Consider the following 26,382-nt stretch of genomic DNA (forward strand, 5'->3'; position numbering starts at 1 on the left):
TCCTTGTTACTAGAATACCATGCTCAAGCTTGGAAAGGCTAACCCTCAACTTAGCCTGTGCAGGCTGGTTTCATTCGTCCCGCCACAGGTTTCAATCTGCGAGTGAATATATCATCCATTTTCCGCCTGACTTCTCATCAACTTTTGCACACTCCCCAAAGCCCGATTTAATTCATAACTTTTTCTTTCTGAATTCTGCAAAAAAGCCTGCTGTTCTTCCTCAATCATTAACACATCCTGCCGCACCAAACCATCTAATAACTTTTGAGCCGCACCGAAACAACTATCTTTGATAAACCTGCGAAACCAAACAGGCAATTTGTGCAGCCGCCAAAACGCATTTAATGAGGTAAAATGAATTAAATAAGCGCGAGTTGCTGTCTCGCTAACCGGACAAACCAAGCAGTAAATCTTAAAGTCGCTCCCCAAAGTTGAAACCCAATGCGGGTAAACATAACTCACCTCCAGCGGTTCCGGGTGCAGTCGGCGCAAAGACTTAAAAAATAACTGAGAAATTGACCATATTTTATCTATTTTGTAATAACTTTGTGCCTGATAGCGCGCTGTTACTTGATGCTCGTTTTCTTCTATAGTATCTAACACCGGATTTGCCCAAGCTTGCCAATCATCGTGCAAGTGTCCGTGGTACATATCCATCAAGTTTTCAATTAAAAATGAATAGTGTGCCTGACAGTCGATGACTGAAACTGTGGCAATATAATTGAGATGTTCCCACTCTGGCAAATCCAGTAAATCTATTTTTTCTGCTCGCATTTCTTCGCCGGGAAACAGCCAGATAAAACCGTTTTTTTCCTTGACAGGATAGGAGCGAATTTTGCAGTTAGGTAGCTTTTGATTTTCTGCTAAATAATCGACTTCGGCGCATTCTCCCCTTGCATTTAACCGCCATCCGTGGTAAGCACATTCGATTAAATCGCCTTTAACTTGGCCGTGGCTGAGTTTAACTTGCCTGTGCGGACATCTATCTTCTAAAGCGTTGATTTTGCCTGCACTGTCGCGGAAAAGTACGATCGCCCGATTCCAGATTTTCGCAGCTAGCGGCTGAGTTTGCACCTCGGTGCTGCGGGCGATGGCATACCAGCGATCGAGATTAATGCCCAACTCGCGGATGTGAGTTTTTTCTCCCCTTGCAGATACCGATTTTATCGCGTTGTTTTGCATTACAAATGTTCCCAAATTACGCCCATAAAACAACCCAATTTTACAAAATAACAGCCCGGAAAGCAACGACCGTAAATTTTTCTAAATCTCCGTTCTGACAAATACCTATCGTTAGCTAAATGCTTCAACCACGTCGGCGACAATCTAAATTTTAATAATCTTAAAGCATTGCGAAATCCGTAGGTGGAACAGTCGGGCTTAAAATCTCTCGCTGCCCCTAATATGTAGCCTATTCTAGGAGGTGTCTCGACTTCCGATATATTATCTAAAAAGACGATTTTTCCGTGCGGATTTAACAATTTTTTACTTGCCTCAAGGGCGGCTGGGAGGTTGGGCAGGTGGTGAAAAGTAGCAGCACTAACTATTAAATCAAATTTGCGGTCTATCGCTAATTGACTGGCATCCATTTGGATGTATTCGATATTCGGGGCTGAGCGTTTTTGACGGGCGATGTCCAGCATTTTTGCTGACAAATCTACGGCCACTACATTATCGTAATACTGGGCTAATTCAAAAGCAAGAATTCCCGAACCGCAGCCAATCTCTAATGCTGCACCTTTGCTGGCCGATAGGTTGTTAGTAAAGAAATCGTTCTGGTTTTGCAAGGTGGCAGCGAAATCATATTCTGTTGCAAAAGCATCAAACATTACAGATTTATTGCGAATTTTGCAGTTACTCTTCAGCATCTATTATTGCTTTATACTCATTCAATAATATTTTAACCGTATATCCACCCCCCTCAACGCAGATATTTTTTTTGTTCGCAAGCTCTGCCTTTTCCCCTCAGCGAAACCACACCCACAAACCGTAACTCATCTTAAAAAAAGAATGCAACTGTAAGAAAGCTCCAAACCCTTCTTGAATCAGTCATTCCCATTTCTTGACATCTAACATCTAAAATCTAAAATCTAAACTGGTAGGGCTGGGGGCGGGTTTCACCGAGGATAGCAGCCAATAATTGACGATTTATAAAAACCCTCCCCGCTGCAAACCTTAGATTTTTAACACGCCTTCGGGATTCACCGTCAAGAGCGATCGCCTCTGCAAACCCTCCTGATATAAAATAGCATTAGCTGCCAACAAACCGCTGCTAACCGCCCTTTCCATTAAACCGCAAGGAAACGGCATTTTTACCCAATCTCCCGCAAACAAAAGATTAGGTACAGCGCAGCAAGTCTCCGGGCGTTCCGCATAACTACCGGGCGGATATCCAGAGAAATTCTTTTGATTTACTAATTCCCGGTGCAGCATATTTGCCTCTTTTAATTCCGGTACAATTTCGTACAATTCTTGCTCAAAAGTAGCCAGTAAAACTTCCTGGTTCGGAAATTCCTTCTCCTTGTAACAATAAGCGTGCAGTTCCACTACACTACCGCCAGTTTTCTGATTCCACTCGATGAACTGATCCTGAATTCGGTGGTAAAGCGTAATGCTGTCAGTCAGTTTGTAGCCGGAAAGCGAACTGAAATTGCTGTGCTCCCAGGGAAATTCGCGATCGAACCAAAAACGGCCCACCGCAAACGGATCGGCTATATTCAAACTCTCGATCCGGCTCTGCACCTGCGGATTCACCTCACCGCTGGCTAAACTAAACAAATGCTGCATCCCCGGAACATCTGCCGCCAAAACATAGTAATCAGCCTTCAATGTTTCTCCCAACTTTTGCGGCTGCGATTGGTTAACCGCTGCTGCTAACTGTATTTCATCTGCTTTTTCATCGACTACCTTAAATCGAGGCAAATCCCGCTGAGCCGGCCCGCTCACAACTCGCCCTTCGGCATCAAAAACTGCCCCGTGACAAGGACAGTGAAATTGACCGTCGTTCTGTTTCTGAACTGTGCAGCCTTGGTGAGTGCAGCTCAGAGAAATTGCCTCTTTTCCCGACGGTGCGGCGGCAAATACGCTGTCCCCAGCGCCGAAATATTCGGTAGAGTTGCTGTCAGTTAACAGCGCGTTTCGCTTCACCCAAAAAGGTATTTTACTTTGCACGTCTCCAGACTGGTAACTCACAGAATCAATCTTGCCGTTTTCCCAGCGAATCTCACTGACTGCGACATCTGTCAATACTTTGCCGCCTTTGCTTTCAATGGCTCGGGCAATAGGCTGCACCAAACTCGTGCCCATATCTTGCCGCGTGCCGTTGAAGGCCAAACCCTCTGGATTTCCGAAAAAGTAAAAGTGGAAAAATTGCATTAATTCTCCCGCGCTCAATTCATCTGGAGCGTTGAGGCTGGATTTGGCAAAAGGCAGAAAATACAAGTCATAAAGCCCGCGCGGAAATTCACCTTTTACCCAGTCGGCAACTGATATATTGTCGAGGCGATCGAAAGTTTTTTTAGTTTGAAAACCGCCGATTTCCCGAAATACTTGCCAGTGAGCGGGTTTTGTAAGATTGATTCCCCACTTGAGCCGATTGGGAGAAGATATCCCCAAATCAACTATATTCCAGGGAAAAGCTGAATGGTTGGGACGGAAAACTTCGGGTTTGTATTTGCCGTCTCGAAACAGAACAGCGTAGGATTCTAAAGATACAAAGTTATCAGTAATTTCTAGTTCTTCAACCACACTTTTGAGGTTGTAGTATTGTGGAAAAAAACCGTGGAAACCGTGTTCCATCATAAAAGTTTCGTTCCCAACTTGAATGGGCCAACTAGCAATTTTGCCACCGAGTTGGGGCGATTTGTCGAGCAATGTTACGGCGAAACCCCGCTGGGAGAGTTCGTAAGCACAGGCGAGCCCGGCCAAGCCTGCCCCCACAACTGCAACGGTTTTGCGGTTATTCAGCATTCGCGGCAAGTCAAGAGAATCTTGCACAAAAACGGTGGGCTCTGGCTTGGAAAATCGAGAGTAGCCCAGCAGCCCGCCGGCGGCACCGACTCCGAGGAATTTGAGGGCGGTTCTTCGAGAAACTGGTGGGGATAGCGGTGAATTGGTTGATTGACTCATCAGCGGTACGCGGTAACGGGCTTTAAACACAAATACGCCATAAGGCATATATCATAGACCGAAAGCAGGATATGTGAAGAAATACGAAGACTCATTTGCCCGTCCGATCGCGATCGCACCGTGTCAAGTGCGATCGCACACAATGTATAGCGGAAGGAAGCAGGCTTCAGCTATCTAGGAGAGAACTAAGAATCAACAAGGAAAAAGCGATCGACCGCCTAGCGTAAAATCCTCTAAATAATTAAGTGTTTTTATTGATGTTGCTCAACTCTTGGCAACCGCCGGCAATGATGTTAAAAAACTAGGAGATTTTCAGGCTAAATCTTAGGCAAAATGCCCTCTCGGCGAAGTGTAGGAAATAACCTGGCAGCTATCCAAGGCAAAACAATTAACCAGTCGAGGTTTAAGTAAGTTGGCGCGAAAAAACTTAACTATTTTAAAATAAGTAAATACAGAGAATATATCTCCTGAGGTAACTCAATAGATCGGCGCTCGATTCAGGGGATTCCTCACTTAATACCAAGACCAAACCCGATTCAACTTGAGAAGTGCAGAGGTGCCGCAAAAAGTCAAAGACGGCCCTAGAGGTAATGCCGGTTAAACTCAGATTTTGCATCATTTTTAAGAACGGGCAAGATGCCCGTTCCACGAGAGATAAGTTTTTTGTGGAACAGGCATCTTGCCTGTTCATAAAAGGATTATTGAGAATGGTGCAACATCTCAGTTAAATGTACCTGGCTGCTATGTAGAAAACAGGACTTACTTGAAGAAACCGGGTTTTCGCGTAAGTCCTGTTTATGCAAAACCCCTGCATTTTACAAACTTTTACATAAATCGCGAATTTCTTGGTGCGGGGACTCTGTTGCTGCTGGTGTCCACACCCTACGGTAGATATTTGCGGTTGGCATTGAATGCTACAATCGTGCGGCGATCGCCAGCACAGTCAAAATTCCCACCCACATCCCAACTTTTGCCAACTGCTGCCGCCAACGGCGCCCTTAACCGCCCCAAAATCATGCACTACCAATCCCAGCAGCAACGCCAAAAACACACTACTCAGAAAAAAATTAAAAAAGCTATTTTTTACTGTTTGATAGCAATATTTTTCTGCTGGAGTACCGCGAACCTCGCTACAATTGCCCAAAACACAGGCAAGGGCGGGCTTAACGGGCAAGAAATGAGAAATTTGCTCGATCGGGGCAACCTCACCGAAGCCGTAACCAGAATCGAAGAAACCTGGGAAGAAGACTATCAAAAATACTTTGAACAAGACTTTGACACCCGTGGGCAAACTGCCGAAGCAATATCAAAAACTCTCTCCCGCCTAGCAGTTCAAACAAAGAAAAAACCTGCTTTAATTTACGCTATCCCGCGCACCGACCAACTAGAATTAATTTTAATATTACCCGATCGCCGGCCCATTCTCCGCAGCGTTCCAGAAGCAAAACAAGAGAAACTGCTCTCAGTAGTCCAAGAATTAGGTAGCGAAATCACCAATCCCGTAAAACTCAACACCACCAGCTATCTAGCACCAGCCCAACAACTCTACAAATGGATAGTTGCACCCCTAGAAACAGATTTGCAAACAGCAAAAATTGAAACATTGCTGTTCTGCGCCGGCGCAGGTTTACGAACTGTACCCTTAGCAGCAATGCACGACGGACAGCAATTTTTGATCGAAAAATACAGCCTCGCCCGCATCCCCGCCTTCAACCTCATAGACATAAATTACGCCGACCTCAGAAACGTGCAAGTCCTAGGAATGGGAGCATCAGATTTCGCAGAAACGGCAAACAAAGAACCGCTGCCAGCAGTGCCGTTAGAACTCGGCGCGATCGCCCGACAGTGGCCCGGTCAATCCTTTCTCAACGAAGATTTCACCATAGTAAACTTGCAATCCCAGCGACTGCAACAAAGATACGGAATCATCCACCTTGCCACCCACGCCGAATTCCGCCCAGGAACCCCAAATAACTCCTACATTCAATTTTGGGACACCCAACTGCGCCTCGCTCAAATGAGAGAATTGAAATGGAACAATCCGCCCCTCGAACTGTTAGTATTAAGCGCCTGTAGAACCGCCTTGGGAGACAAAGAAGCAGAACTCGGATTTGCCGGTTTAGCGCTGCAATCAGGAGCAAAATCAGCCCTCGCCAGCTTGTGGTACGTCAGCGATGCGGGCACTCTCGCCCTGATGACAGAGTTTTACCAGCAGTTAAAAATCAGCAGGCCAAACGACCCTCCAATCATTAAAGCTGAAGCTCTCAGGCAAGCACAAATTGCCGCGATCGAAGGCAAAGTGACGATCGAACGCGGTCAACTGCGAAGTTCCCGGGGTGAAACTCCCTTGCCCCCATCCATCTCCAAACTCGACAGCAAAGATTTATCCCATCCGTATTATTGGGCAGCTTTCAGCATAATCGGCAGTCCTTGGTAAGTGGGCCTCTTGACCGACAGTGGTGATAGGCTATAAAACATAAGTAATTTAATATCTGTAGCTGTCGCTCAACAAACCACCACCAACCTGTGACGAATCAAGCGGGAGCCTTCAAGGGGAAAGAAAGATGAAAAAATTAGAATTTTTGCTACAAAAAGAAGGCGATCGCGCCTGGTTGCCCCTAGAAACCTCCGACGTGGAAATTCTAGAAGGTAAATACCGTGTTGTTGCTCGCATTCAGCACCCCAACACCGACATCGAAATTCGCGTTACCCATACCTCCTTCGACCCAGGGGCGCAGCGGAAAGTCCAAAGCCGATCGGCCCGCACCAACCCCGAAGGATTAGTCGTGATCATTCCCTACACCAGGCTCAAACCCGGACTGTGGGAACTCTCCTGCTTGCCAGATCCCAAAGCAACACCACTAAAACCTTGGCAGTACGGCGTTCAGTTGGAAGTATTGCCCGCAGAATCGGAAACCTCCGAACCCCTACCGCCGATCGACCAAACCGAACCCGCAACTTCCCCCGCAGCACCACAAATCGCAGCACCGGTCGATCGCCCAGCCCCACAAATCGCAGCACCGGTCGATCGCCCAGCCCCACAAATCGCAGCAGCGGTCGATAGCCCCGCACCAACCCAAATCCCAGCAGCCGATTCAGCACCGCAGCAGACCAAAATCTACCAATTCCCCATTCCCCAAACCCCCGAACCCAAACCGGGCGTCAAACTCGAACTCGTCCTCGATCGAGAAACCTTCGTCACCCAACTCGGTCGCCCCTTAATCATTTCCGGCAAAATCGACATTCCCCAACACCCCCAACAAAGCAGAAAAACAGCAACTCTCATCCCCGAATCCGAAGCGATAGAACTCAAACAACTCATCGGTTCAGCACAACTGCAAATTTACCTGCGCGACCCCCAAACCTCAAAAATTCTCGCAGAAATCCAGCAGCCGATGCCAGAACAAGTTCCCCCCTGCATCTTTGCCTGCGTCACCTACATCCCAACCGAGTGCAAAAGCCGCCTAATTTTAGGAGAAGCAATTCTCAGCAGCGGTGGCATCACCCTAGCCACCAAACTATTCACAATTACAGCCCGTTTAGAGCACCTTCTACAGGAAATTAAAGACAATTTCATCGAAGAAAAGCATCAAGCCGAACCCTCCCCAACAGCCTCAAAACCGTCGGGAAGCGCCAAAAATATATCCTTCCTCCAGCTAGTAGAAAAATCCTTAGACCCTCCATCCCCCGCCGAAGTCCCAACCACGGAAGCCTTACCCCCTCTACTGGCTTCGCGTCACACCCCAAGTGGAGGTGGTCTAGAATTGCCCGCATTTGGCAACAAACTGCCCGACAGCAGCCGATCGCAATTGCTGTCGGAAATCTCCAATTCGCCTCGAACAGTCGCAGAGTCGATCGACCCACAAACCAAACCCTCAGACATCCCAACTTCCCCTAAAACAGCGGAAACCGGAGCGATCGACCAAAAACCAGAAAACAGCCCCGAATTAGAAAAAACAGCCCCAGAAACTCCGCCAGCACCCACAAAAAAGGCATTTCAAACCTTAAACGTCGAAAGTCGATTTTGGTCGCGACTGAGTTCCTTAGCCAGCAACGGCGAATCCCCCGACTGGCTCAAAGCAACCACCCTGTCACCAACTCCAACAGCCGTCGCAAATAGCAGCGACGAAATTGCTGTTGTGGAAGAAAGCAGCCCAACCCAGCAGCAACCCGAAACCAGCGAAACCAATTCCGATCCCAAATCCACTAGCCCGGAAGCCAGAGAATTTGTGGTTTTTGACGAACCCCCGCAACCGAAAAAAGTTGCTAAAAAAACCACAACTGTCGCAGAAGAAGTAACTCCCCCGACTCCCTACGTTTTGCCCGAAGACGAGTTAGTACCGATGCCGATTTTGGAATTGCCGCGGGCCGAAATCCTTGCCGGCGGGCCCGTAAAAGTGCAAGTGCAACTGCCGGAATTAATGCCCCGGATTTATGTGAAAGTTTGGGTGTACGATCGACAAACCTACCTGATTCTCGACGGGCCGCGCTGGATTACCGAATTTAAATCTAACGGGTTGGGAAACGTTCGAGCAAGTGTCGAGTTAGAGATTCCCTACGGCTGCATGGAAGTCGAATTTGAGGCGATCGCCGTCGAAATGCAAACTCAGCGGGAAAGTCACAAAGTAAGCGTTCACCGCCAAGTTTTACCCCCACCCGGGCCAACTTTACCCCTGGATGGGTAAGCCCAAATCCGCGTGTATCGCCGTTCATCCGCTGACATCTGCGGTTAAAAAAAGCCTCTTGACAAAAGACTATTAAAAAAATCTGGATTGGGTGGCGAGAAATCGAGGAATATTCCCGGTTTCTGGCCCGCGCGCCCCAGTCCTAATCTACTTACCAGTCAACTGCCGAAACTTCTTCTTAAACTTATTCTTATACACGTAGATCGATCGCTGTAAATCCTCAACTTGCAGCGACATCTCGGCAGCCAAACCCGTGCGGTTCCAAACATCCTCCTGACACTTGCGACGGCAAAAATTCATCGGTTCCGAGTAAACTTTCCCATTAGATAAACTTGGCTTTGGCCCGCACCAGTGAATCACAGTCGCCTGAGTGGGATCGCCCCCAGGCCCGGTTGACTCAACCGGAAACCGCTTTCTCAGCAAATCCTGGTCAAAATCCGGCACCAACAACTGCATATCCACATTCTGCACCCGCAGTTTGCCCTCTTGAGCAGCGCGGAAGACCATCAAGTTAAAAAAGCCCATGTCTCCATACTTAAATATCTCTGGATGTTCATCATTAAAATCCAAAATCTTTCTATACTCCTCTAAGCTGAAAACACCTCGCTTCCCAAAGAATGTGCCTGGACAGACATAGCGAGAGCGATAGTCTTGCCAACGAAAATCTGGAAAATACTTTTCGACTCCCGGAATGTCAAAGAAAAATTCCGTGATATCCGCATCTGAGTAATCGTTACAAGGCTGGTCAATAATAAAGTCGAAGTCTTGAAAATTAGCCAATTTGAGGACATCTCCCCAAACAATTGTATCTGCATCCATCACGAGGAAATTTTGCCAAGGACTTTCCCAAAAGGGAATCATATGACTTTTTCCCCAACCAAAGCTTCTTTTTCTCAGAAGTGGCTCAGAGACGGTATCGTGATTAATGACGCGCACTCCGTAAACTTTTTCTAGGGGACTCACGGAAAACGTACCGTCAATCAACAAGCAGATGGGAACATCTCCCAGGAAATATCGGATGCTAGCACAGCAACCCTTTGCCAACAAATAATCTTGGTCGCAGCAAGCAATAATAACACCAAAATCTTCCATAAAACCTCACTTTTTCACTAATACCAGTTAGCCAACATAATCCAAGTGTAGGCAAGCTCCCAACCTTTATGTCATCAGTTACTTCCAATTCTTTAATCGAAAATGGTATAACTTGCTTACCCCCAGCGTCTGGGTTTTTTGTTCTGACAGCAGCTCTATTTTCGAGTTCTGCTTTTTCGCCAGCTTAGCACTAAACTCCTGCGATCGTCCGTAGGTAAAAACATCGTTAAAACCGCTAGGAATCTTGGGCATAGTTGGTCTGTCAAGCAAGTGAGCTTTCCCTAGACCAACAGCGGGTCAAGCACCACCAGTTGCAGTCGCACTCAAACAACAAAAAAGTTGTGTTAAAATAGCGGGAAATTAAACCCGCCGACGGTTAGTCTCTAAAACGGCGATCATCCTGGCAAGTCCCCACGGCAGCGGGCATCAAAAAACCAAAATTAGTCAAGCCTGAACTTTGGTTTGGATCGGGTAAATCTACCAGCCTTTAGGTCTTAGTTCCCCACTCATGGCGGGAAAATAGCCCCGGCCGGGTCGCGAGGTTTAAAGTTAGGTTAAAAAGCTTGACATTATAGGATATAAAGCTGTATAAGGGATGCGACAAGCAGCCACAATCCTACCTATAACTGTCTGTTAAGTCGGGCGTAACCGAGGACTCGGGGCAGTTGTCAGTTAGAGGCAGATTGTGGTCGAACCCGTAGAACCAGTTGTCGATCGCCCGCAGAGCAACTCAAGCAAGTCGGGCGATCGAGAGATGAAATTAGCACGTGATGGTATAATCAACTGTAATGTAATGTGGGCTTGACCTGAATTGATGCCTGGGCGGTATAAGGGCTCAGCCCCCTACGTTCAAGCAGAAGTAGACACGCCTACTGTGAATCAACTGTGAATCAACAGTTATGGATAGGTTCTATTTTGGCAGTTATTGTCAACAGGCAAGCAACCACAAAAATTAGCAGTTGGGAATTGCTGCTCGTCGAGTTGAATAGAGTGTGAAGGTGTGAGGAAAATGAACAGAACTTTTTGGAATTTACTGCTAGTATCCCCGGCAATTCTGGGGCTATCATCAGTCATGAGTGCCGCTGCGATCGCAGCAGAAGCTCCAGCAACCGCTGAAGCCAACCAGCTAACTACAGCTCAGTCATCTGAGTCAAAAATTGCAGAAATAGTTGGAGAAATAGTTGCAGAACCAGTTGCAGCAGCCCCTGCTGCTCCAGAAAAGCTGGCTTTAAACAGCAGTGTCGAAGCGGCCCAAACCCCGGTCGTCAACGAAGCAGACACTGAAAAACTCGCCTCAATCGAACCAGAAACCAGCCAAGCAGCACTGCAAACAACACTGCAAACAACAGGGAGCGACATCGAGTTAGCAGCCCCAAGCGCTCCGACCAGCGCCGCAGCAGCGACTGAACCCCTAGCAGCAGCAGGTACAGCCGAATCCTCGCCCCAAGCATCAGACTTGGCAGTGCAAATCAGCCCGACAGACACCGCTGGGAAAATAGAAGTGCCAGCAGTCGCCAGCACCCCAGCTACTACCTCAGCTACTACCCCAGCTACTAAGGTAGAAATTGCTCAGACAGTACCCGCCGGAATGGGCGGCCCCATCGTCCCTGTGGCTCCCCAAGCGCTGCCGGCCCAACCATCCGGAACCATGTCCCAGGTGACATCAGTCACTCAGCTTTCTGACGTGCGACCGACAGATTGGGCATTCCAAGCCCTGCAATCCCTAGTCGAACGCTACAGTTGTATCGTAGGTTATCCCGACGGCACCTACCGCGGCAACCGCGCCCTGACTCGCTACGAATTTGCAGCCGGCGTCAACGCTTGCTTAGACCAGATAACCCAGCTAATTGGGTCAACGGGTAACTTAGTTACTAAAGATGACTTAGCCATCCTGCAACGCCTGCAAGAAGAATTTGCAGCCGAACTCGCTACCCTGCGCGGACGAGTAGACGGCCTAGAAGCTCGCACCGCAGAACTCGAAGCCAACCAGTTCTCCACCACCACCAAACTGGCTGGAGAAGCCATTTTTGCCGTCAGCGACACCTTCGGAAATGGTGTCGGCCTTCACGACGACAAAACTGTCACCAACTTCGGCTACCGGGTGCGGTTGAACTTATTGACAAGCTTCACCGGTCGAGACTTGCTCAGAACCCGCTTGCAAGCAGTCAACACCGCCCGCTACGACAGAGCCACGGCTACGGGTACCAACATGGCTCGCTTGGCCTTTGACGGCGACGAGGGCAGCCAAGTCACACTAGACGAACTGTACTATCGTTTCCCGGTCGGTCGCGCTGCTACAGTCTTTGTGGGTCCTAAAGGACTTGACCTGGATGAAATTGCAGACCCGGTAACACCCTTTAACTCTACGGGTACTGGTTCAATTTCCAGATTTGGAGTTCGCAACCCGGCCGTATTCCGCGGGCCGCAGGGAGCTGGCGCAAGTTTGACTTTCAACTTGGGCAGCCTCCGAGCTACCGCGGGCTATCTCGCCGGCGACAGCGATGCTCCCAACCCCGCAGACGGCAGGGGCGTTTTCAACGGTTCTTTCAGCGCTCTGGGTCAGATAGGCTTTTTTAGCAGACCGTTTGATTTGGCCTTCACTTACACCCGGAAATATAGTCGGGACGGCGATGTCAACCTCATGGGCGGCGTCGGCAGTGCCTTGGCTAACCGGCCTTTCCTTCGAGAGAGGATCGTATCAAATCCACAGACCGGATTACCTGAACCGCGCCCATACGATCAACCAGCCACTGCATCAGATAACTTTGGCGTGCAAGTTAACTTCAAACCCAGCCGTCGCTTTCAGATTGGCGGTTGGTACGGTTATACGAAGGCTGAACAACTGCGCGGTGGCAAGAATGACGCTACTATCGAGAATGCTGCTATCACCCTGGCTTTGGCAGACTTTGGCCGGCAAGGCAACCTCCTCGGTTTTGTCTTCGGTGTACCACCAAAAGTTACTGAGAGCGATGTCGCCAGAGACCGTAACACCTCTTATCACCTAGAGGGTTTCTATCGCTTCCAAGTCAATGACTTTATCTCAGTGACACCGGGCGTTTACGTGATTATGAATCCCGAACACAACGACGCAAACAAGGATATCTGGGTCGGACTCCTCCGTACTACCTTTAGTTTCTAAGGTTTCCAGACATCTAGTTACAGCTAAAAGCGGCAGGTGACTGCCGCTTTTATTTCTTGGTCATCAGTTGATCGATTTTAGATTTTAGATTTTAGATTTTAGATGGTCAACAGTCAACTGTTCACAATTTATCAATTTTGGCGGCAAATCCCGAATACGGATGTGTAGCCGTGCAGAAATGTGCTGCCGCCGACGGGGCCGATTTCGCCGTTGCAGAAAAAGCCGCTCAGCGGGATGTTTTTGAGGTATCGACCGAACAGTCGAGAGTCAAAGTTCGACTGGCCGTAAAGCCCTTCGCCGCGCCCCAGACAAGAGAACATTAAGGCGCCGGCGCTGGATGTACCGCTGTACTCGGCGGCCCGCTGATAGCGATCGAGCAGCATTTCTAGGTCTTCTGCGGAGGTGCGCGCGTCCCGCAGGTGAAATTGGATGCGCTGTCCGGGACGGACTCGATCGCCGATCGCAATTGCTCCCACTTTCGGATCTACTCCCAACAGATTGCGGATTAAAAAGTCTCCCGGCTCTAATGTCAGCTTGAATTCATCGCTGACTAAGCCTACAAATAACGAATGCTGGGCTAATTCTCGGTCTTCTTCGCTCAAAGTTTGAACTAACTCTCGCAAAGCCTCTAAGGGCGATCGCTCGATGCCCCCGCTGCCGGTATCGTCGGTTTGTTCTTCGAGTTTCAGCAAAATATTGCGTTCTCCTTCCGTCACCCGATAAGGATGCCCGATCGGCCTGCAGCCTTGAGCTACGATCGTTTCCAAAACTATATTGCCGCTCAAAGCTACCCCAACCGTCCCTTCTCGGTAAAGCTGATAGTCGCAAAACAGCGCCGCGCCCCTGCCCGCACCGTCCCCCCCGGCGAGCCCCCCTACCTTCGCCGCACCCGGATAGGCATAATCTAGCCCTTGCAGCAAATCGTTAATTTTTGCCGAAAAGGGGTCCGCCAAGATGATGAACTGCGGTTCTTCCTGGGCCGGCACGCCCAAGAGATCCACCCAAGTATCCGGGGGGCTGTCTAAGTCCGGCAGTTCTTCTGCACCGACGTGAAAAGTTCTGACATTCACTCCGGGCAAGCGCGCCAGACTCAGGCTGACTGCGGGAGATCCCTCGACTTCTTCGGTGAGGCCGCCCCGGTTCGTGCCGATGACTCCTCCCCCGCCGCAGCCCAGGATCGCGGGCACTGGCAGCAGTTCTCGGAGTAAAGGCATCAGCCGAGAATACTCGCTGGCAAAGGCAGACGAGATAAATATCAGCGCTAAATCGGCCGGGCCTTCTAGGTCGCGATCGGCTTGTTCTATAACTTCTTTGAGGGCGGATTCCAAAGACGGACGGGTTGATAAGGCGCTGACCCATTGCATTTGGTTTTGGCTGTACATAAGGCAAACTTCTCTATAAAACTATCTCTATACATTAGGCTAACCGGAACTTGCCGCTGGGGGGACGGTATTCTTAGGCGATCGATTCCCCCTCGATCGCCGTTCTTGTGTTAACATAAGTTAACATGAGAGTCCCCTTAATTTGTTAAGTGTGAAATGCCGTGTTCAGCTAAATCTTAAAAGATAAAGCTTAATACAGTTTGACACACCAACCTCGTGTAATGTTTTCATCAAAAGTAAAGTTGGCTCGACCTACATTGATGCCTGTGGACTAGAACCCGCCTACGGGCTAGTAAAGCAGGGAGTAGAGACGGCTACTGCATCATACTTATGGATGGTTTCTATCTGGGCTGCTGCAACAGCAGCGCATCTCAAGCTATTATTAGCTGGGGTCGCCATACCGAAACAGCAAATCCAACCCAAACAAACATCCAAAAAGAAAACCTTTCTTACTTAATAAGGTGACAGTCAACGACTCAACACTCAAGTGACTGGGCTTCTGGCCTAAAACTTCAGTTTTACTTGACCAGCCTAAGACTCTAGAGGTCTAAGTTTTTTGAGTGATGACACCAAGCGGCTGCTTAGCTAGTCCCTTGCTCTGTCGTTAACGGTTAAACATCTTTATTTGGGTTAAGGATGTGCCGTTAGCCGAACAAGCTCACTAAACCCAGGGGCGTGCTAACATTACCTAGAAATAGGTCGGGGACCACCATATTCTCCTACACATTCATACCAACAAGCTTTATGACAACAACACCCGCAGGCAACATCCAAGAAAAAATTGAAGAAGAACTAGAAAGCGCTCGTACCGTCTGTGACCTCAAGGGCGCCACTTCCGGGGAATGCGCGGCGGCGTGGGACGCAGTTGAAGAACTGCAAGCAGAAGCTTCCCACCAAAAGCAAGTCAAACCTAAGAATTCTTTTGAAAAATTTTGCGACGACAATCCTGACGCTGCTGAGTGCCGCATCTACGAGGAATAAACGAGCCATTTAGCTCTATTCCTTCCCTCCCGCGCCGAAATCTAACTTTTGGCGCGGGAGAATTTTATTTTAGGGGTTGAGCCTTGAAATAGTGGCGAGATTTGCCCTCTATCCCAATACGGTTAAAATCAGGCAGCTTCTCCCCACTCCCTGAACCAAGGGGGACAATAATTCGCTCTGGCGCGCCTTGGTTCGGGGGATGGGAAGGCGAGATTTGAGGAATAAACAGTTTTAATCCAAGCATATTGCCGTCTATCGCGTCTCAAGTACCCTTCAAAGCGTGCCAAGTACCTTAGAAAAAATAGCAGTAACTAAAACATTAAGACCATGTTTAGGTTGCTGATTTTTTAGCATTTTTGTAGTAAAATTTGTCACAAATAAGTGAGTATATTTTCCCAAAGATGTTGAGTCTTTTATTGGCAGCCACCGGGCCTTGGTTTCAACCGCTAGTCTGGATGGATTACCGGTTGTCTGTGTTATTAACAATTTCGATCCCGCTGGTAGTGCTGATTTGGGCTGTTGTGGCAAAAGCTGACGCGATCGTCCGTTTGTCGATTATTTATTGGCGGGTGGCGAGTTTGCTGGCAATTACACTTTACCTGATGATGGCTGCGCTGCCTGTGAGCTTTGTATCGTCGGTGATTGCGAGGGCCTTAATTCCTGCTAGTCTGTGGTTTTGGGAGGATTTAAACGAAGAAATTGCCGATCGACCGCAGTCGCCCCTGAAACTGGCTTTTACAGCTTGGCGGTGGGCGATTACTGTTTACAGCGGTTTGGGCGCACTAGCTCAACTTCCCTTCTTAAGCTGTGCCTTTAAATCTCAACTTCAGATAATTGATGAACCTTTTTGTCGCGTTTGGTTAGATCCACCTTGGCTCTACAAACAAATGTTTCACCCTACGGCAACCCCTCAATTTTTGGGATTTTTGGGTCTGATAGGTTTAGTAATCTATGTAATTTACTTGTCATACTTTGTGCTAATTAGACTAGGAAAAAATGGGAGGTCAGCTACCGGAAATTAAGGGGACTTTAAGTAAGTATTTGCCTTTTAAATAGCAGCTAAAGTCTTGAACAAAAAGCTCAAAAATCCCAACTCCCAAAAGGGGAATCGCATCTAGGAAAAAATTAAACTAACAGCAGGGTGGATGACGTAAACTCGCCCAAAAACGGATACAAGCCCCCGACTCCAGTCGTGGAGAGATAAAAATTTTAGACTAAGGTTGAAGCTTCCAGATTCATCTGTGGAGTAAATCTCAAATCTCAAATCTCAAATCTCAAATCGACTGACAGCAATGTTACTGGGAAAGACTGTGATGGATAGCAAACAAGCCTACTTACAGTGCTTAGAAAGGCTGATTTGGGCGCTCGATCGCCTGGAAGCAAAAGTCGAACCAAGTGAAGTCGCTCGGATTGCCGAACTGATTGTTCAGCCGATGATGGGGCCGTGGCGGTTTTTTCACACTCCCGAACATATTTTTGAGGTGGGGGGAGATGAAGACGCGATCGAGGTTTTGGCAGCTTTATTTCACGATACCGTCTACGTGCAAGTCGATCGCAGCATTAACTTTAACGTCAGCTACTACATCACTCCTGTTGCAAAAGAGGTTAACAAACAGCTACAAATTCGGGAGCAATCTGAACTGCCGGCGGATGCTATCTTCGAGATGGTAATGCTGGTATTCAATTTTGTACCGGGCGAAGTCCTAAATCCTTTCGCCGGACAAAACGAATTTCTCAGCGCTGTGGTAGCAGCAAAAGCTCTAGAACCCTTCCTCAAACGCGAGCAATTGCTTCAAATTGCAGGCTGCATTGAAGCAACCATTCCGTTTCGCTCTGCCGAGTCCGGAGTAACAGTAAGCCAGCGCCTTTATGAGCGCTTGCAGGCAATAAATAGCCGATTTAACCTCAGTTTGACTGACGAGGAAATGCGGGAAACGGTCAAAAAAGCTGTGCGAATTTCTAACCGGGATGTGATGAGTTTTGCTCACCATAGTTCAGCGCATTTTTTGGCAAATACGTGGAATTTACTGCCGGAAACAAATCACAATCTCATCTGCTGCGGTTTTTACACGGTTCGCGACTACCGAGTTGCTTTGGTCAAGATGGAAGGTTTTCTGAATTATCTCAAGCCAGAAATAATTTTTCGGCAGTTTGAGGGATATCCAGACGATCGCACCTATCAGCACTGGGAAACTACTGCTAAGTACAATCTCGAAATTGCGAAGCTTTATTTGGGGTGCAAACTGCCTGCTCTAGCCCTGCTAGAAGCTCTTTCTTCGGATTTGGGGATTGAGGTGTCTCTGGCGATGATGATGGGAGGAATTCCCGATAAAGCTGCTAACTGCGTGCGCTTGGAAAGCTTTTTTCCACAGATAGAAAAACCTTATCAACCTAAAATTGGTTTAGAAGCGGAAGTATTAAATTTATTAGAAAATGGGCGGGCTAAAAGCACTTCTCAAACCGATTTGGAAAACTCGCCGTTGACAACGTTTGTGGTCAAAATTGTTGGCTTTGACGAAATGCGCTATCAGTGCGATCGAGCTAAGGAATTTTTTCTACAAAATCTCGACGCCGACGACTTTATTTCCGACTTTAACCCGATAGTTACAGAAATTGTCATTGATTCACTTCTCAAGTTGTTTGACACCCGGAAATCTACTATCTACCGATACTACGATATCACTTCTAAGTTAAAGTCTCAACCCAAGAGGAATTTTTCCGATCGCCCTTTTCGCTCGCATGGTTAACTAGCTTTAAATACAGTATTTTTGCCTCCTCTAGAGAAAAGATAATTACTCAGCTTATACAAGAGTAGAGCGATTGCACCGTGACACGATTGATTGACTAAGCAACCTACGTCAATCTGCCTATCCATCCCGACACCAACAGCCGTACAGGTAAGTAGGTAGACGAGATTAAACCACATAATGTAACAGGGTGTAAACAGGTTTAAGTCAGCCAGTAGAGAGCCTTTAGAGACTTTGCCCTTGTTTACATAGGGGCGTTTTTTTGCGCCGACTTACTTATGGTGTGGGGCTGGTGGCAAAGATGTTAAAAGTTGATAAAAAATGGAAATTCGCTGCTGTTTTCCTTTGACAATTATTTTGTACAACACGGATTTGATAGCTGGCTGTAACTCATCTGAGCTACCCCACATCAGCGTCACTATAAAAAGCGACTGTTAAAGCACTTCCCCCCACAGCTACAACTGGGGAATAGCAAGTTCAAACGACTTGCAAACCACTAATCCCCAATCAAACCATGCAAACCACAAATTCAATTTACGCTCAATTGCCTCTTTGCTCTTCACTGCCCACACTGAAACCAAATAATAGTACCACTGCCAATCAAAACGTGCGCTATCTCCAACAATCCTTAGTCAAAAACGGATATCCCGTCGCAACTGATGGATTCTTCGGCCCAAAAACCGAACAAGCAGTCATCAAATTTCAAAAGGAAAATAAGATTGCTGTTGATGGCATTGTCGGCCCTCAAACTTGGAGTCTATTAGGCGCTTGTTATACAGGTGAACCCGGATGTTAAATCCAAGTTAACTAATCCTAGGCGCACGGGTAGCAAAAAACTGTTTTTTTTCAGAGCAATACTTCCTTTATGCCCCCAGAACTGCTAAAAAATCTGGCGGTTGAGCGAAGCCGAAACCTCGTTTATGCCCGTCAAAAGTGCATCCAGGACTATTAATTAACATTTTTTCCCGCTGCCCTGCTTTTAAACAACTTGCAAACAACCAATGGAGAATCAAACTATGCAAACCACCAACGCCATTCACATGGAATTACCTTCCTGTCGTTATTTTCCCCTACTCAAACGCAACGATGGCGTCACCCAAAATGAGGACGTTCGCTACCTTCAGCGACTCTTGAACGCCAGCGGATTTTCTGTAAATACTGATGGAGGCTTCGGCCCGAAAACCGAACAAGCAGTCATCAATTTTCAAAAGCAACAACAAATCGTTGCTGATGGCATTGTCGGCCCTGAAACTTGGAATAAATTGGGTGTTTGTAGCACTATATTTTAAAGTTTGTGCAACCATCTGTTAAAGAGAGTAGGGCGTACAGTGTGCGCCCTATTTCTCCGTCGAAGTTTCGACCCCGCACCACCCCTCCGGGGCTCCGTACATTCGATACTTGCGAGCTCGTTTGAAATACAGCAGGGCTACCCGATCGTCAGGATTGATTTGTAAAATATTCTGAAATATTTTTTGGGCGGCAACAAATTTTTGCTCGTAGTAAAAATTGAGAGCTTCTTGAAAAACCTCCGCAGTTTGCTGCTTAAGTACAATGCTTTTCTCTGTTTCTGTCTCGTAAATTTCAAACACCGACACAGCATTTGTCTTTCCTTTCACGGTTACTCGATCGACAAATCTATACTTATATTTTTCTGGATCGTCTAGCCGATCGATAATTGCACCGCTAACTAGAATGCCCGCGCCGTAAACCTTAGTCAATCCTTCCAAACGAGAGGCGAGATTCACCGCATCAGCAATCACCGTACTTTCCATCCGTTCTCGCTCGCCAATTGTACCCAACATCAAATTGCCCGCGTGTAAACCGACGCCGATCGCGATCGGAAACAAGCCATTTTTTTCTCGCTGCTGGTTGTAGATATTCACTTCTTTTTGCATATCAATTGCTGCTCGCACACCATCCTCTGGGGATGTAGGAAACAGTGCCATGACTGCATCCCCAATGTATTTGTCAATAAACCCCTTATTTTTCCTAATTGCAGGGCTAACCCTGCCCAAGTAAGTATTAATAAATGCAAAATTTTCAGGGGGGGTCATCTGTTCTGAAAGCGCCGTAAACGAGCGAATATCAGCAAATAGCACGGTCATATCTCTTTCCTGATTTTCGCCTAATTTTACTTCAATAATACTCGGCTTTTCCAGCAAGTTTAGAAAATCGTGAGGCACAAACCTGCCGTAGGCTGCATTCAGTTTTGCTAGGCGAATTTGCGTGTTAATTCTCGCCAACAATTCCTTTTTTATAAAAGGTTTAGTTACATAATCATTTGCTTCTAAGTTAAAAGCTTCTACCAAGTCAGTAGTTTGATTTTTAGCCGTCAGCATCAGAATCGGCATTTCTAAAGGCGAGTATTTTTTGCGAACTTCTCGACACACTTCATAACCCGTCATCTGCGGCATCATTACGTCGAGTAAAATTAAGTCTGGCTTAAATCCTGATTCAATCAGATTTAAAGCTTCTAAGCCGTTGCTCGCTTGAGTTATCTCATAGTTTGCTAGAGAAAGACTGTTGATAATGACCTGAATATTAATGGGTTCATCATCGACTACCAAAAGTTTTAGTTTTTCACTTTCTAGCAAGTCGCTATTGTCTGATAGCTGAGAATTTATTATAGAGGATTTGCCCGCGAATTCAGGAGTGATTAAAATGGGAGAACCCTCGGTTAAACGCGGCTGTATGCTACTAAAATCTGGCTGACTCTCAGATACGGGCAAAGTAAAGATGAATTGGGAACCGACGCCTACAGTTGAAGATACCCCAATTTTCCCTCCGTGCAATTCAACTAATTGCTTAGCAACAGTTAACCCTAAACCCGTGCCGCCATATTCTCTAGCAGTGGAACCGTCAGCTTGTTCAAAGGATTCAAAAATGCGCTCTAATTTATCTTCGGGGATGCCAATGCCAGTGTCGGATACAGTAATGGCTAATTGGGAATTAGACGGTGATTGTGCGTTGCCCGTTACCAATTCTGCGGAAATTTCTACTCGGCCACTTTCGGTAAATTTAATCGCATTGCCAATTAAGTTGTAAAGTATTTGCTGCAAGCGATTCTCGTCGGCTGCTATTGGCGGCAATTCAGGAGCAACTGAGTTAATCAATTGCAAGTTTTTTTTGCCTACTAATGGCTGAGACAAAGTGACAATTACAGAGACTATTTCTCGAAGACCGACGGACTTTATTTGCAGTTCTATAGTTTTGTGTTTGAGCTGAGAAAAATCTAAAAGATCGTTAATTAAAGAAGACAATCTTTTGCCCGATGAGGAAATCAAAGCTAAGTTAAAATTTGTAGATTCGGGCAGTTGTCCGGTAGCACCGTCTATTAAAGATTCTGCAATCCCAATAATGCCGTTGAGGGGAGTGCGGAGTTCGTGGGAAGTATTGGCTAAGAATTCGTCTTTCAGTTTGTCGAGTCGCTGCAATTCGGTATTTTTAGTTTCTAAGGCAGTAAATGATGCTTGCAATTGCGCTGCCATGCTGTTAAAAGCAGCGGCAAGTACGCCCAACTCGTCGGAGCGATCGAGCTTTACAGTTTGGTCAAATTGTCCTTCAGATAAAGCTATTGCTGCATTTTTTAATTTTATAAGAGGTTGGATAATCCAGCGAGAAGTGAGAATTCCTAGCACAGTTGCCATGCCCAAAGCTGCCAAACATAGCAACACTGTAGTTCGGTTGCCGGCATGGATTTGTTGCATAAAGTCGGCTTCTGGAACGACGACGACAATCAGCCAATCTAAACTTTTGCCGTCTTGGAAGGGCAGGACTTTTAAAAATTGCTGCTTCCCGTTTATCTCAAAATTGAGTTGCTGCGCTTTTGTAATTTGGTGCAAATTTTGAAAGTGGTTTTCTAAATATTTAGCTGTAGTTTGCGTTACTGCATCGCTGCTTTCTGTAACTTTAAATAGTTCTTTTTTACCGTTTTTGCTGCGGAAAGGTTTTTCTGGTGTGGAAGTGGCCAGCAGCGTGCCGTTTCTTTCCATAATAAAAGTTTGACCGGATTTGCCTATTTTGAGGCTGTTTAAAAATTGACCGATACTGTCGAGACGCAAGGCAGCAATTAATACTCCTTCTAGCTGTTTCTGGCTGTTGTAAACTGGTTGCAGCGCGCTGAGAATCAATGTGGGTTCTAGGAAGGATATATAAACTGAACTCCAAGTTGGTTTGATTGCTAGAGCCGCATAAGCGTAGGAAGGGTGCTGTCGGATGTCGAAGTTTTTAACGGAGGCGGCTACTGTAGTGCGATCGCCCGTATCATTAGTATTGTAAGAATAAAAATCAAAATTTGTAGACGGGCCCGATGCGTTAATCAATAAAGTGCCGTTCGACATCTTTTCGCCGGTGCGATATTCTCCATCTTGATTAGCGATCGACGTAAAATTGATATAAGGATATAATTGCACTTGTCGCCACAGATACTTTTCCCAAGCTGACAAGTCTTTCATGTTCACAAAACCCAGTTTCACTGCATCCAGCTTGCTTTGATTGATTTGGTGCGGAGTTTGCAGATAAGTTCTCAAATTTTGCTCGATGCGATTGCTCACCTCGCCCATCAACTGATCCGCAAGGTCATTTACTGCTCTTTGAGAGTTCCTAAATGATAAATACCCCACAATACCCACCGCTGCAAATACTTGCAAGACAAACGGAACTATGAGTACGGTTTGCAGCGTTGCTTTTCTTGAAAGTTTTGCCACTAAGTGCTTGAGAGAAAGAGTGGACATAACATTAATTTAGGTTGAAAAACCCAGTTAATACTTGGAGCGAAGGCTGAGCGCTGGTAAAGATTATAAACCATTTTGTACTTAAACACAACTTACGCAAGGAAGACCCGATCTAGTTTCTACAATCCTTAATCTTATAGCAAATTATTAAAAGTCAAAGCGAACCATACGGACACGGCATTTCCGTGTCCTACTCCCCGCGCCGGACAAGGCATTGCCATATCCCTGCCGATGTTCACATACAATATATATGTATCACTACTTTTCATCCAAAGCTTCTATTCCCGACCATCCTTCAGGCACTCCATACATTCCATTCTTTAGAAAGCGCTGGTAGTAAATTGCTGCTAACCTATCTTGAGGATTTCTTTCGCAAATCTTACTGAATATTTTTTGCGCTTCAGTAAAATTTTGCTCGAAATAAAGCTTCAGACTTTTTTGAAATTAAGCAGCAGTTTCCTGTTTTAGTTCAATGCTTTGTTCTGTTTCTGCATCATAAATTTCAAACACGGAGACGGCAGATTTTTTGCATTTTACTGTGACTCGCTCGACAAATCGGCACATATATTTTTCTCGATCGCCCAAAGGCTATAAAATTGAGCCACTAACTAGAATTCCCGCCTTGTAAACAGTTATTTATTAGCTTTGAGTTGCCACTTATCATAGCTGATCTCAAGCAAAAAACTAGCATAAATAGCAGCGTATATCCCAAGCAAAACGCTGTTTAATAAAAATTAAACGGGACAACGATAATTGAAACCCAATCTTTCTGTGGCTCATAGAATATCCGACAAGTATGTTTGGCAGGATGAAAACATTGCAGATGTTTTTTACAGGATTTATATTATGTCTGCTTACTTCCTACTGTTAAAAAAGGTCTAATTAAAAATAAAAAATTAGCTATCTGTCGCTGAAATTAGCCGCAAAATTAAGCTATATTATAGCAGATTTCAGGAAAGTGAGATTTGCTATGGCTGACTCTATTGCTCGTCGCTTGGAACAATACACGGTAAAACGATCGCACGAAGTTTTAATCGTTCAGGCCGAAATTGACGGCGAATTCGATGAAATTGCTATTTTTAAAGGCTTTTCTAGCTCTTTGACGCGATCGACCGCTTTCGATCCCGAGGTTCCTGTTTTGCCGGAAGAAGCAAAAATTGTCAGTGTCGATCGTGTGGAGAGTCCCTACAATCCAAATAACCCCCGCTATCTTCAGCAGGGGTTATCTTGGGAAACAATGCAATCTCTATTGTCCGAGGCGGGAGTTTAGCAAAACATTAGGGAGACAACGTGAGAAAAACAGCAGGGACACAACATTGTTGTGTCCCTACTACAAAAGCACTATGTCGTTACCCTTAGAGCTAGAGCGTGCCGCCGGCAGCTTGGAAACGAGCTCTCGCGCGTTTGATTGCTTGCTTAGCTTTAATTTGCTCTTGGTCAGTGCCACTAGCGGACTTTTCCAAACGAGCTACTGCTTCGGTGTAAGCAGTACGAGCAGCTTCTTTATCAATGGTTTCGCCTTTTTCAGCGCCGTTGACAAGAATAGTAACTTTGTTTTCTTGGATTTCTGCAAAGCCACCCATCAGAGCAATAGACACCCATTCCTTGCCGGGACGGACGCGCATTACTCCGGTATCCAAAGCTGTCAACATTGGAGCGTGACCGCTCAAGATACCCAGTTGGCCTGTGGTGCTCGGCAGAATTACTTCTTCAGCATTAGAATCCCAAACAGTTTTGTCTGGGGCCACTACGCGCACAGTTAATGTCATAAATTGTCAGTTGTCGGTTGTCAGTTGTCAGTTGTCAGTTGTCAGTTGTCAGTTGTCAGTTGTCAGTTATCAGTTGTCAGTTGTTACCAATAACAAATAACTAATAACTAATAACTAATAACGACTGACTACTGACTACTGACTAATGACTAAAATTACTTGGCGTCAGCTTTCATTTTTTCAGCTTTGGCGATCGCCTCGTTGATATCGCCCACCAAATAGAAAGCTTGTTCAGGTAATTCGTCCAGTTCGCCAGCCAAAATCATCTGGAAACCCTTAATGGTGTCTGCCAGCTTGACGTACTTGCCGGGGGAACCGGTGAACACTTCCGCCACAAAGAACGGTTGAGACAAGAACCGTTCAATTTTGCGAGCGCGAGAAACGGTCAAGCGGTCATCTTCCGACAGCTCATCCAAGCCCAAAATTGCAATAATGTCTTGCAATTCCTTGTAGCGTTGCAGAGTTGACTGCACTTGGCGAGCAACACCATAGTGCTCTTCGCCGACAACGCTAACTTGCAACATTGTAGACGTAGAATCCAGTGGGTCAACAGCCGGATAAATGCCCTTCGCAGCCAAACCGCGAGACAACACAGTTGTAGCGTCCAAGTGAGCAAAAGTCGTAGCCGGTGCGGGGTCAGTCAAGTCATCCGCAGGTACGTACACAGCTTGAACCGAAGTAATCGAACCTTCGGTAGTCGAAGTAATCCGTTCCTGCAAGTCGCCCATATCCGTACCGAGAGTCGGCTGATATCCCACAGCCGAAGGCATCCGACCCAACAGAGCCGATACCTCAGAACCCGCTTGCACAAACCGGAAGATATTGTCAATGAACAGCAGCACGTCTTGCTTGCTGACATCGCGGAAGTATTCGGCCATCGCCAGAGCCGACAGGCCCACGCGCATCCGAGCACCAGGCGGCTCGTTCATTTGACCGTAAACCAGAGCAATTTTCGACTTGCTGCGGTCTTCTTCGTCAATAACCCCTGACTCGATCATTTCTTTGTAGAGGTCATTACCTTCGCGGGTGCGCTCGCCCACACCACCGAACACGGACACGCCGCCGTGAGCTTTGGCGATGTTGTTCACGAGTTCCATCATAATCACGGTTTTGCCGACGCCTGCGCCGCCGAACAAACCGATTTTGCCGCCGCGACGGTAGGGGGCCAGCAGGTCAATCACCTTGATCCCGGTTTCAAACACCGAAGGCTTGGTTTCCAGTTCGGTGAAAGCCGGGGGGTTGCGGTGGATGGGCATACTTTCGGAAGTATTGACCGGGCCGAGATTGTCTACGGGTTGACCGATGACGTTAAAAATCCGGCCGAGGGTTGGGATTCCGACGGGAACTTGGATCGCTTCCCCGGTATCTACTACTTCCATGCCACGCACCAAGCCGTCGGTGGTACTCATGGAAACTGCACGCACTTGGCTGTCTCCGAGCAGTTGCTGAACTTCGCAGGTAACGGCAATGTCTTGACCTGCTTCGTTTTTGCCGGAAATCGTGAGAGCGTTATAGATTTGGGGCAGTTTGCCGCCTGGGAATTTTACGTCTACAACTGGCCCGATGATTTGGGTGATGTAGCCTACGTTCGTTTTTTCTGCGGTGGATACCATGAATAGTGCCTTTGTTAGGATGCTATTTTTCCCGTTATGGAAAAAGTCTTAACATTTAGAAATGCTATTCCTCAGAGTACCACTGAACAGACGCACTATTTAGATTTGTATGG

The 26,382-nt window shown here is 46.8% G+C and carries 18 protein-coding genes; 9 read left to right on the forward strand and 9 right to left on the reverse strand.

The features are described from left to right. Positions 1 to 111 precede the first annotated feature (111 nt). The 3 genes from QUA71_RS12380 to QUA71_RS12390 form a co-directional block, all read right to left on the reverse strand. The gene (locus tag QUA71_RS12380; RefSeq protein ID WP_333285252.1) at positions 112 to 1,182 is read right to left on the reverse strand and encodes an aromatic ring-hydroxylating dioxygenase subunit alpha; all 1,071 of its coding nucleotides are present in this window, start codon (positions 1,180 to 1,182) and stop codon (positions 112 to 114) included. Further along, on the reverse strand, positions 1,182 to 1,868 hold the full coding sequence (locus QUA71_RS12385; protein WP_333285253.1) for a methyltransferase domain-containing protein: 687 nt from the start codon (positions 1,866 to 1,868) through the stop codon (positions 1,182 to 1,184). The genes QUA71_RS12380 and QUA71_RS12385 overlap by 1 nt, the downstream gene beginning before the upstream one ends. 307 nt (positions 1,869 to 2,175) lie before the next feature. After that, positions 2,176 to 4,128, reverse strand: a complete 1,953-nt coding sequence (locus QUA71_RS12390; RefSeq protein WP_333285281.1) for an FAD-dependent oxidoreductase — start codon at positions 4,126 to 4,128, stop codon at positions 2,176 to 2,178. A gap of 679 nt (positions 4,129 to 4,807) precedes the next feature. Between QUA71_RS12390 and QUA71_RS12395 the strand changes: the two genes are divergently transcribed. After that, the gene (locus tag QUA71_RS12395; RefSeq protein WP_333285255.1) at positions 4,808 to 6,565 is read left to right on the forward strand and encodes a CHAT domain-containing protein; all 1,758 of its coding nucleotides are present in this window, start codon (positions 4,808 to 4,810) and stop codon (positions 6,563 to 6,565) included. Between the two features lie 127 nt (positions 6,566 to 6,692). Further along, on the forward strand, positions 6,693 to 8,813 hold the full coding sequence (locus QUA71_RS12400; protein WP_333285257.1) for a hypothetical protein: 2,121 nt from the start codon (positions 6,693 to 6,695) through the stop codon (positions 8,811 to 8,813). Positions 8,814 to 8,960: 147 nt separating this feature from the next. Here the strand turns inward: QUA71_RS12400 and QUA71_RS12405 are convergent, their stop codons facing one another. After that, the gene (locus tag QUA71_RS12405) at positions 8,961 to 9,905 is read right to left on the reverse strand and encodes a hypothetical protein (RefSeq protein WP_333285258.1); all 945 of its coding nucleotides are present in this window, start codon (positions 9,903 to 9,905) and stop codon (positions 8,961 to 8,963) included. 1,009 nt (positions 9,906 to 10,914) lie between these two features. On the opposite strand from QUA71_RS12405, the gene QUA71_RS12410 reads away from it, so the two are divergent. After that, positions 10,915 to 13,044 (forward strand): iron uptake porin, encoded by a 2,130-nt coding sequence (locus QUA71_RS12410; RefSeq protein ID WP_333285260.1) that lies wholly within the window; start codon positions 10,915 to 10,917, stop codon positions 13,042 to 13,044. Between the two features lie 131 nt (positions 13,045 to 13,175). On the opposite strand, the gene QUA71_RS12415 is transcribed toward QUA71_RS12410, so the two are convergent. After that, a complete protein-coding gene (locus QUA71_RS12415) occupies positions 13,176 to 14,426 on the reverse strand; it encodes an FIST N-terminal domain-containing protein (protein WP_333285262.1) in 1,251 nt (416 codons plus the stop codon). Positions 14,427 to 15,170: 744 nt separating this feature from the next. Between QUA71_RS12415 and QUA71_RS12420 the strand changes: the two genes are divergently transcribed. From QUA71_RS12420 to QUA71_RS12440, 5 genes are all read left to right on the forward strand, one after another. After that, positions 15,171 to 15,407 carry a Calvin cycle protein CP12 gene (locus QUA71_RS12420; RefSeq protein ID WP_190662788.1) on the forward strand — a complete coding sequence of 79 codons (237 nt, stop codon included), beginning with the start codon at positions 15,171 to 15,173 and terminating at the stop codon, positions 15,405 to 15,407. A 401-nt stretch (positions 15,408 to 15,808) separates the two neighbouring features. After that, a complete protein-coding gene (locus QUA71_RS12425) occupies positions 15,809 to 16,429 on the forward strand; it encodes a DUF3177 family protein (RefSeq protein ID WP_190662786.1) in 621 nt (206 codons plus the stop codon). A gap of 270 nt (positions 16,430 to 16,699) precedes the next feature. Further along, positions 16,700 to 18,154 carry a hypothetical protein gene (locus QUA71_RS12430; RefSeq protein ID WP_333285265.1) on the forward strand — a complete coding sequence of 485 codons (1,455 nt, stop codon included), beginning with the start codon at positions 16,700 to 16,702 and terminating at the stop codon, positions 18,152 to 18,154. 514 nt (positions 18,155 to 18,668) lie between these two features. Further along, positions 18,669 to 18,950 carry a peptidoglycan-binding domain-containing protein gene (locus tag QUA71_RS12435; protein ID WP_333285267.1) on the forward strand — a complete coding sequence of 94 codons (282 nt, stop codon included), beginning with the start codon at positions 18,669 to 18,671 and terminating at the stop codon, positions 18,948 to 18,950. Positions 18,951 to 19,170: 220 nt separating this feature from the next. Beyond that, entirely contained in the window at positions 19,171 to 19,443 is a 273-nt protein-coding gene (locus QUA71_RS12440; protein ID WP_190663499.1) for a peptidoglycan-binding domain-containing protein, read from the forward strand. Between the two features lie 48 nt (positions 19,444 to 19,491). On the opposite strand, the gene QUA71_RS12445 is transcribed toward QUA71_RS12440, so the two are convergent. Continuing rightward, positions 19,492 to 22,887: an ATP-binding protein gene (locus tag QUA71_RS12445; protein WP_333285269.1), complete on the reverse strand. Its 3,396-nt coding sequence runs from the start codon at positions 22,885 to 22,887 to the stop codon at positions 19,492 to 19,494. A gap of 134 nt (positions 22,888 to 23,021) precedes the next feature. Beyond that, positions 23,022 to 23,156: a hypothetical protein gene (locus QUA71_RS12450; RefSeq protein ID WP_333285271.1), complete on the reverse strand. Its 135-nt coding sequence runs from the start codon at positions 23,154 to 23,156 to the stop codon at positions 23,022 to 23,024. Between the two features lie 701 nt (positions 23,157 to 23,857). Between QUA71_RS12450 and QUA71_RS12455 the strand changes: the two genes are divergently transcribed. Further along, positions 23,858 to 24,157 carry a DUF7734 family protein gene (locus QUA71_RS12455; protein WP_333285272.1) on the forward strand — a complete coding sequence of 100 codons (300 nt, stop codon included), beginning with the start codon at positions 23,858 to 23,860 and terminating at the stop codon, positions 24,155 to 24,157. 91 nt (positions 24,158 to 24,248) lie between these two features. On the opposite strand, the gene atpC is transcribed toward QUA71_RS12455, so the two are convergent. Together atpC and atpD are read right to left on the reverse strand one after the other, a co-directional pair. Next, entirely contained in the window at positions 24,249 to 24,656 is a 408-nt protein-coding gene (atpC, locus tag QUA71_RS12460) for an ATP synthase F1 subunit epsilon (protein WP_190663502.1), read from the reverse strand. Between the two features lie 155 nt (positions 24,657 to 24,811). Continuing rightward, a complete protein-coding gene (atpD, locus tag QUA71_RS12465; RefSeq protein ID WP_190663503.1) occupies positions 24,812 to 26,269 on the reverse strand; it encodes a F0F1 ATP synthase subunit beta in 1,458 nt (485 codons plus the stop codon). Between the last annotated feature and the right edge of the window lie 113 nt (positions 26,270 to 26,382).

Origin of the sequence: Microcoleus sp. MON1_C5 (genome assembly GCF_036701875.1) — a bacterium.
Classification (GTDB): Bacteria; Cyanobacteriota; Cyanobacteriia; order Cyanobacteriales; family Microcoleaceae; genus Microcoleus.

What these genes read in the sequence shown, in the direction of transcription:
- QUA71_RS12435 (WP_333285267.1), top strand. Translation starts at nt 18,669, where the DNA reads ATGCAAACCACAAATTCAATTTACGCTCAATTGCCTCTTTGCTCTTCA.
- QUA71_RS12405 (WP_333285258.1), bottom strand. Translation starts at nt 9,905, where the DNA reads ATGGAAGATTTTGGTGTTATTATTGCTTGCTGCGACCAAGATTATTTG.
- QUA71_RS12420 (WP_190662788.1), top strand. Translation starts at nt 15,171, where the DNA reads ATGACAACAACACCCGCAGGCAACATCCAAGAAAAAATTGAAGAAGAA.
- QUA71_RS12425 (WP_190662786.1), top strand. Translation starts at nt 15,809, where the DNA reads ATGTTGAGTCTTTTATTGGCAGCCACCGGGCCTTGGTTTCAACCGCTA.
- QUA71_RS12430 (WP_333285265.1), top strand. Translation starts at nt 16,700, where the DNA reads ATGTTACTGGGAAAGACTGTGATGGATAGCAAACAAGCCTACTTACAG.
- QUA71_RS12380 (WP_333285252.1), bottom strand. Translation starts at nt 1,182, where the DNA reads ATGCAAAACAACGCGATAAAATCGGTATCTGCAAGGGGAGAAAAAACT.
- QUA71_RS12440 (WP_190663499.1), top strand. Translation starts at nt 19,171, where the DNA reads ATGCAAACCACCAACGCCATTCACATGGAATTACCTTCCTGTCGTTAT.
- QUA71_RS12445 (WP_333285269.1), bottom strand. Translation starts at nt 22,887, where the DNA reads ATGTCCACTCTTTCTCTCAAGCACTTAGTGGCAAAACTTTCAAGAAAA.
- QUA71_RS12400 (WP_333285257.1), top strand. Translation starts at nt 6,693, where the DNA reads ATGAAAAAATTAGAATTTTTGCTACAAAAAGAAGGCGATCGCGCCTGG.
- QUA71_RS12385 (WP_333285253.1), bottom strand. Translation starts at nt 1,868, where the DNA reads ATGCTGAAGAGTAACTGCAAAATTCGCAATAAATCTGTAATGTTTGAT.
- QUA71_RS12455 (WP_333285272.1), top strand. Translation starts at nt 23,858, where the DNA reads ATGGCTGACTCTATTGCTCGTCGCTTGGAACAATACACGGTAAAACGA.
- atpD (WP_190663503.1), bottom strand. Translation starts at nt 26,269, where the DNA reads ATGGTATCCACCGCAGAAAAAACGAACGTAGGCTACATCACCCAAATC.
- QUA71_RS12390 (WP_333285281.1), bottom strand. Translation starts at nt 4,128, where the DNA reads ATGAGTCAATCAACCAATTCACCGCTATCCCCACCAGTTTCTCGAAGA.
- QUA71_RS12450 (WP_333285271.1), bottom strand. Translation starts at nt 23,156, where the DNA reads ATGAAAAGTAGTGATACATATATATTGTATGTGAACATCGGCAGGGAT.
- QUA71_RS12410 (WP_333285260.1), top strand. Translation starts at nt 10,915, where the DNA reads ATGAACAGAACTTTTTGGAATTTACTGCTAGTATCCCCGGCAATTCTG.
- atpC (WP_190663502.1), bottom strand. Translation starts at nt 24,656, where the DNA reads ATGACATTAACTGTGCGCGTAGTGGCCCCAGACAAAACTGTTTGGGAT.
- QUA71_RS12415 (WP_333285262.1), bottom strand. Translation starts at nt 14,426, where the DNA reads ATGTACAGCCAAAACCAAATGCAATGGGTCAGCGCCTTATCAACCCGT.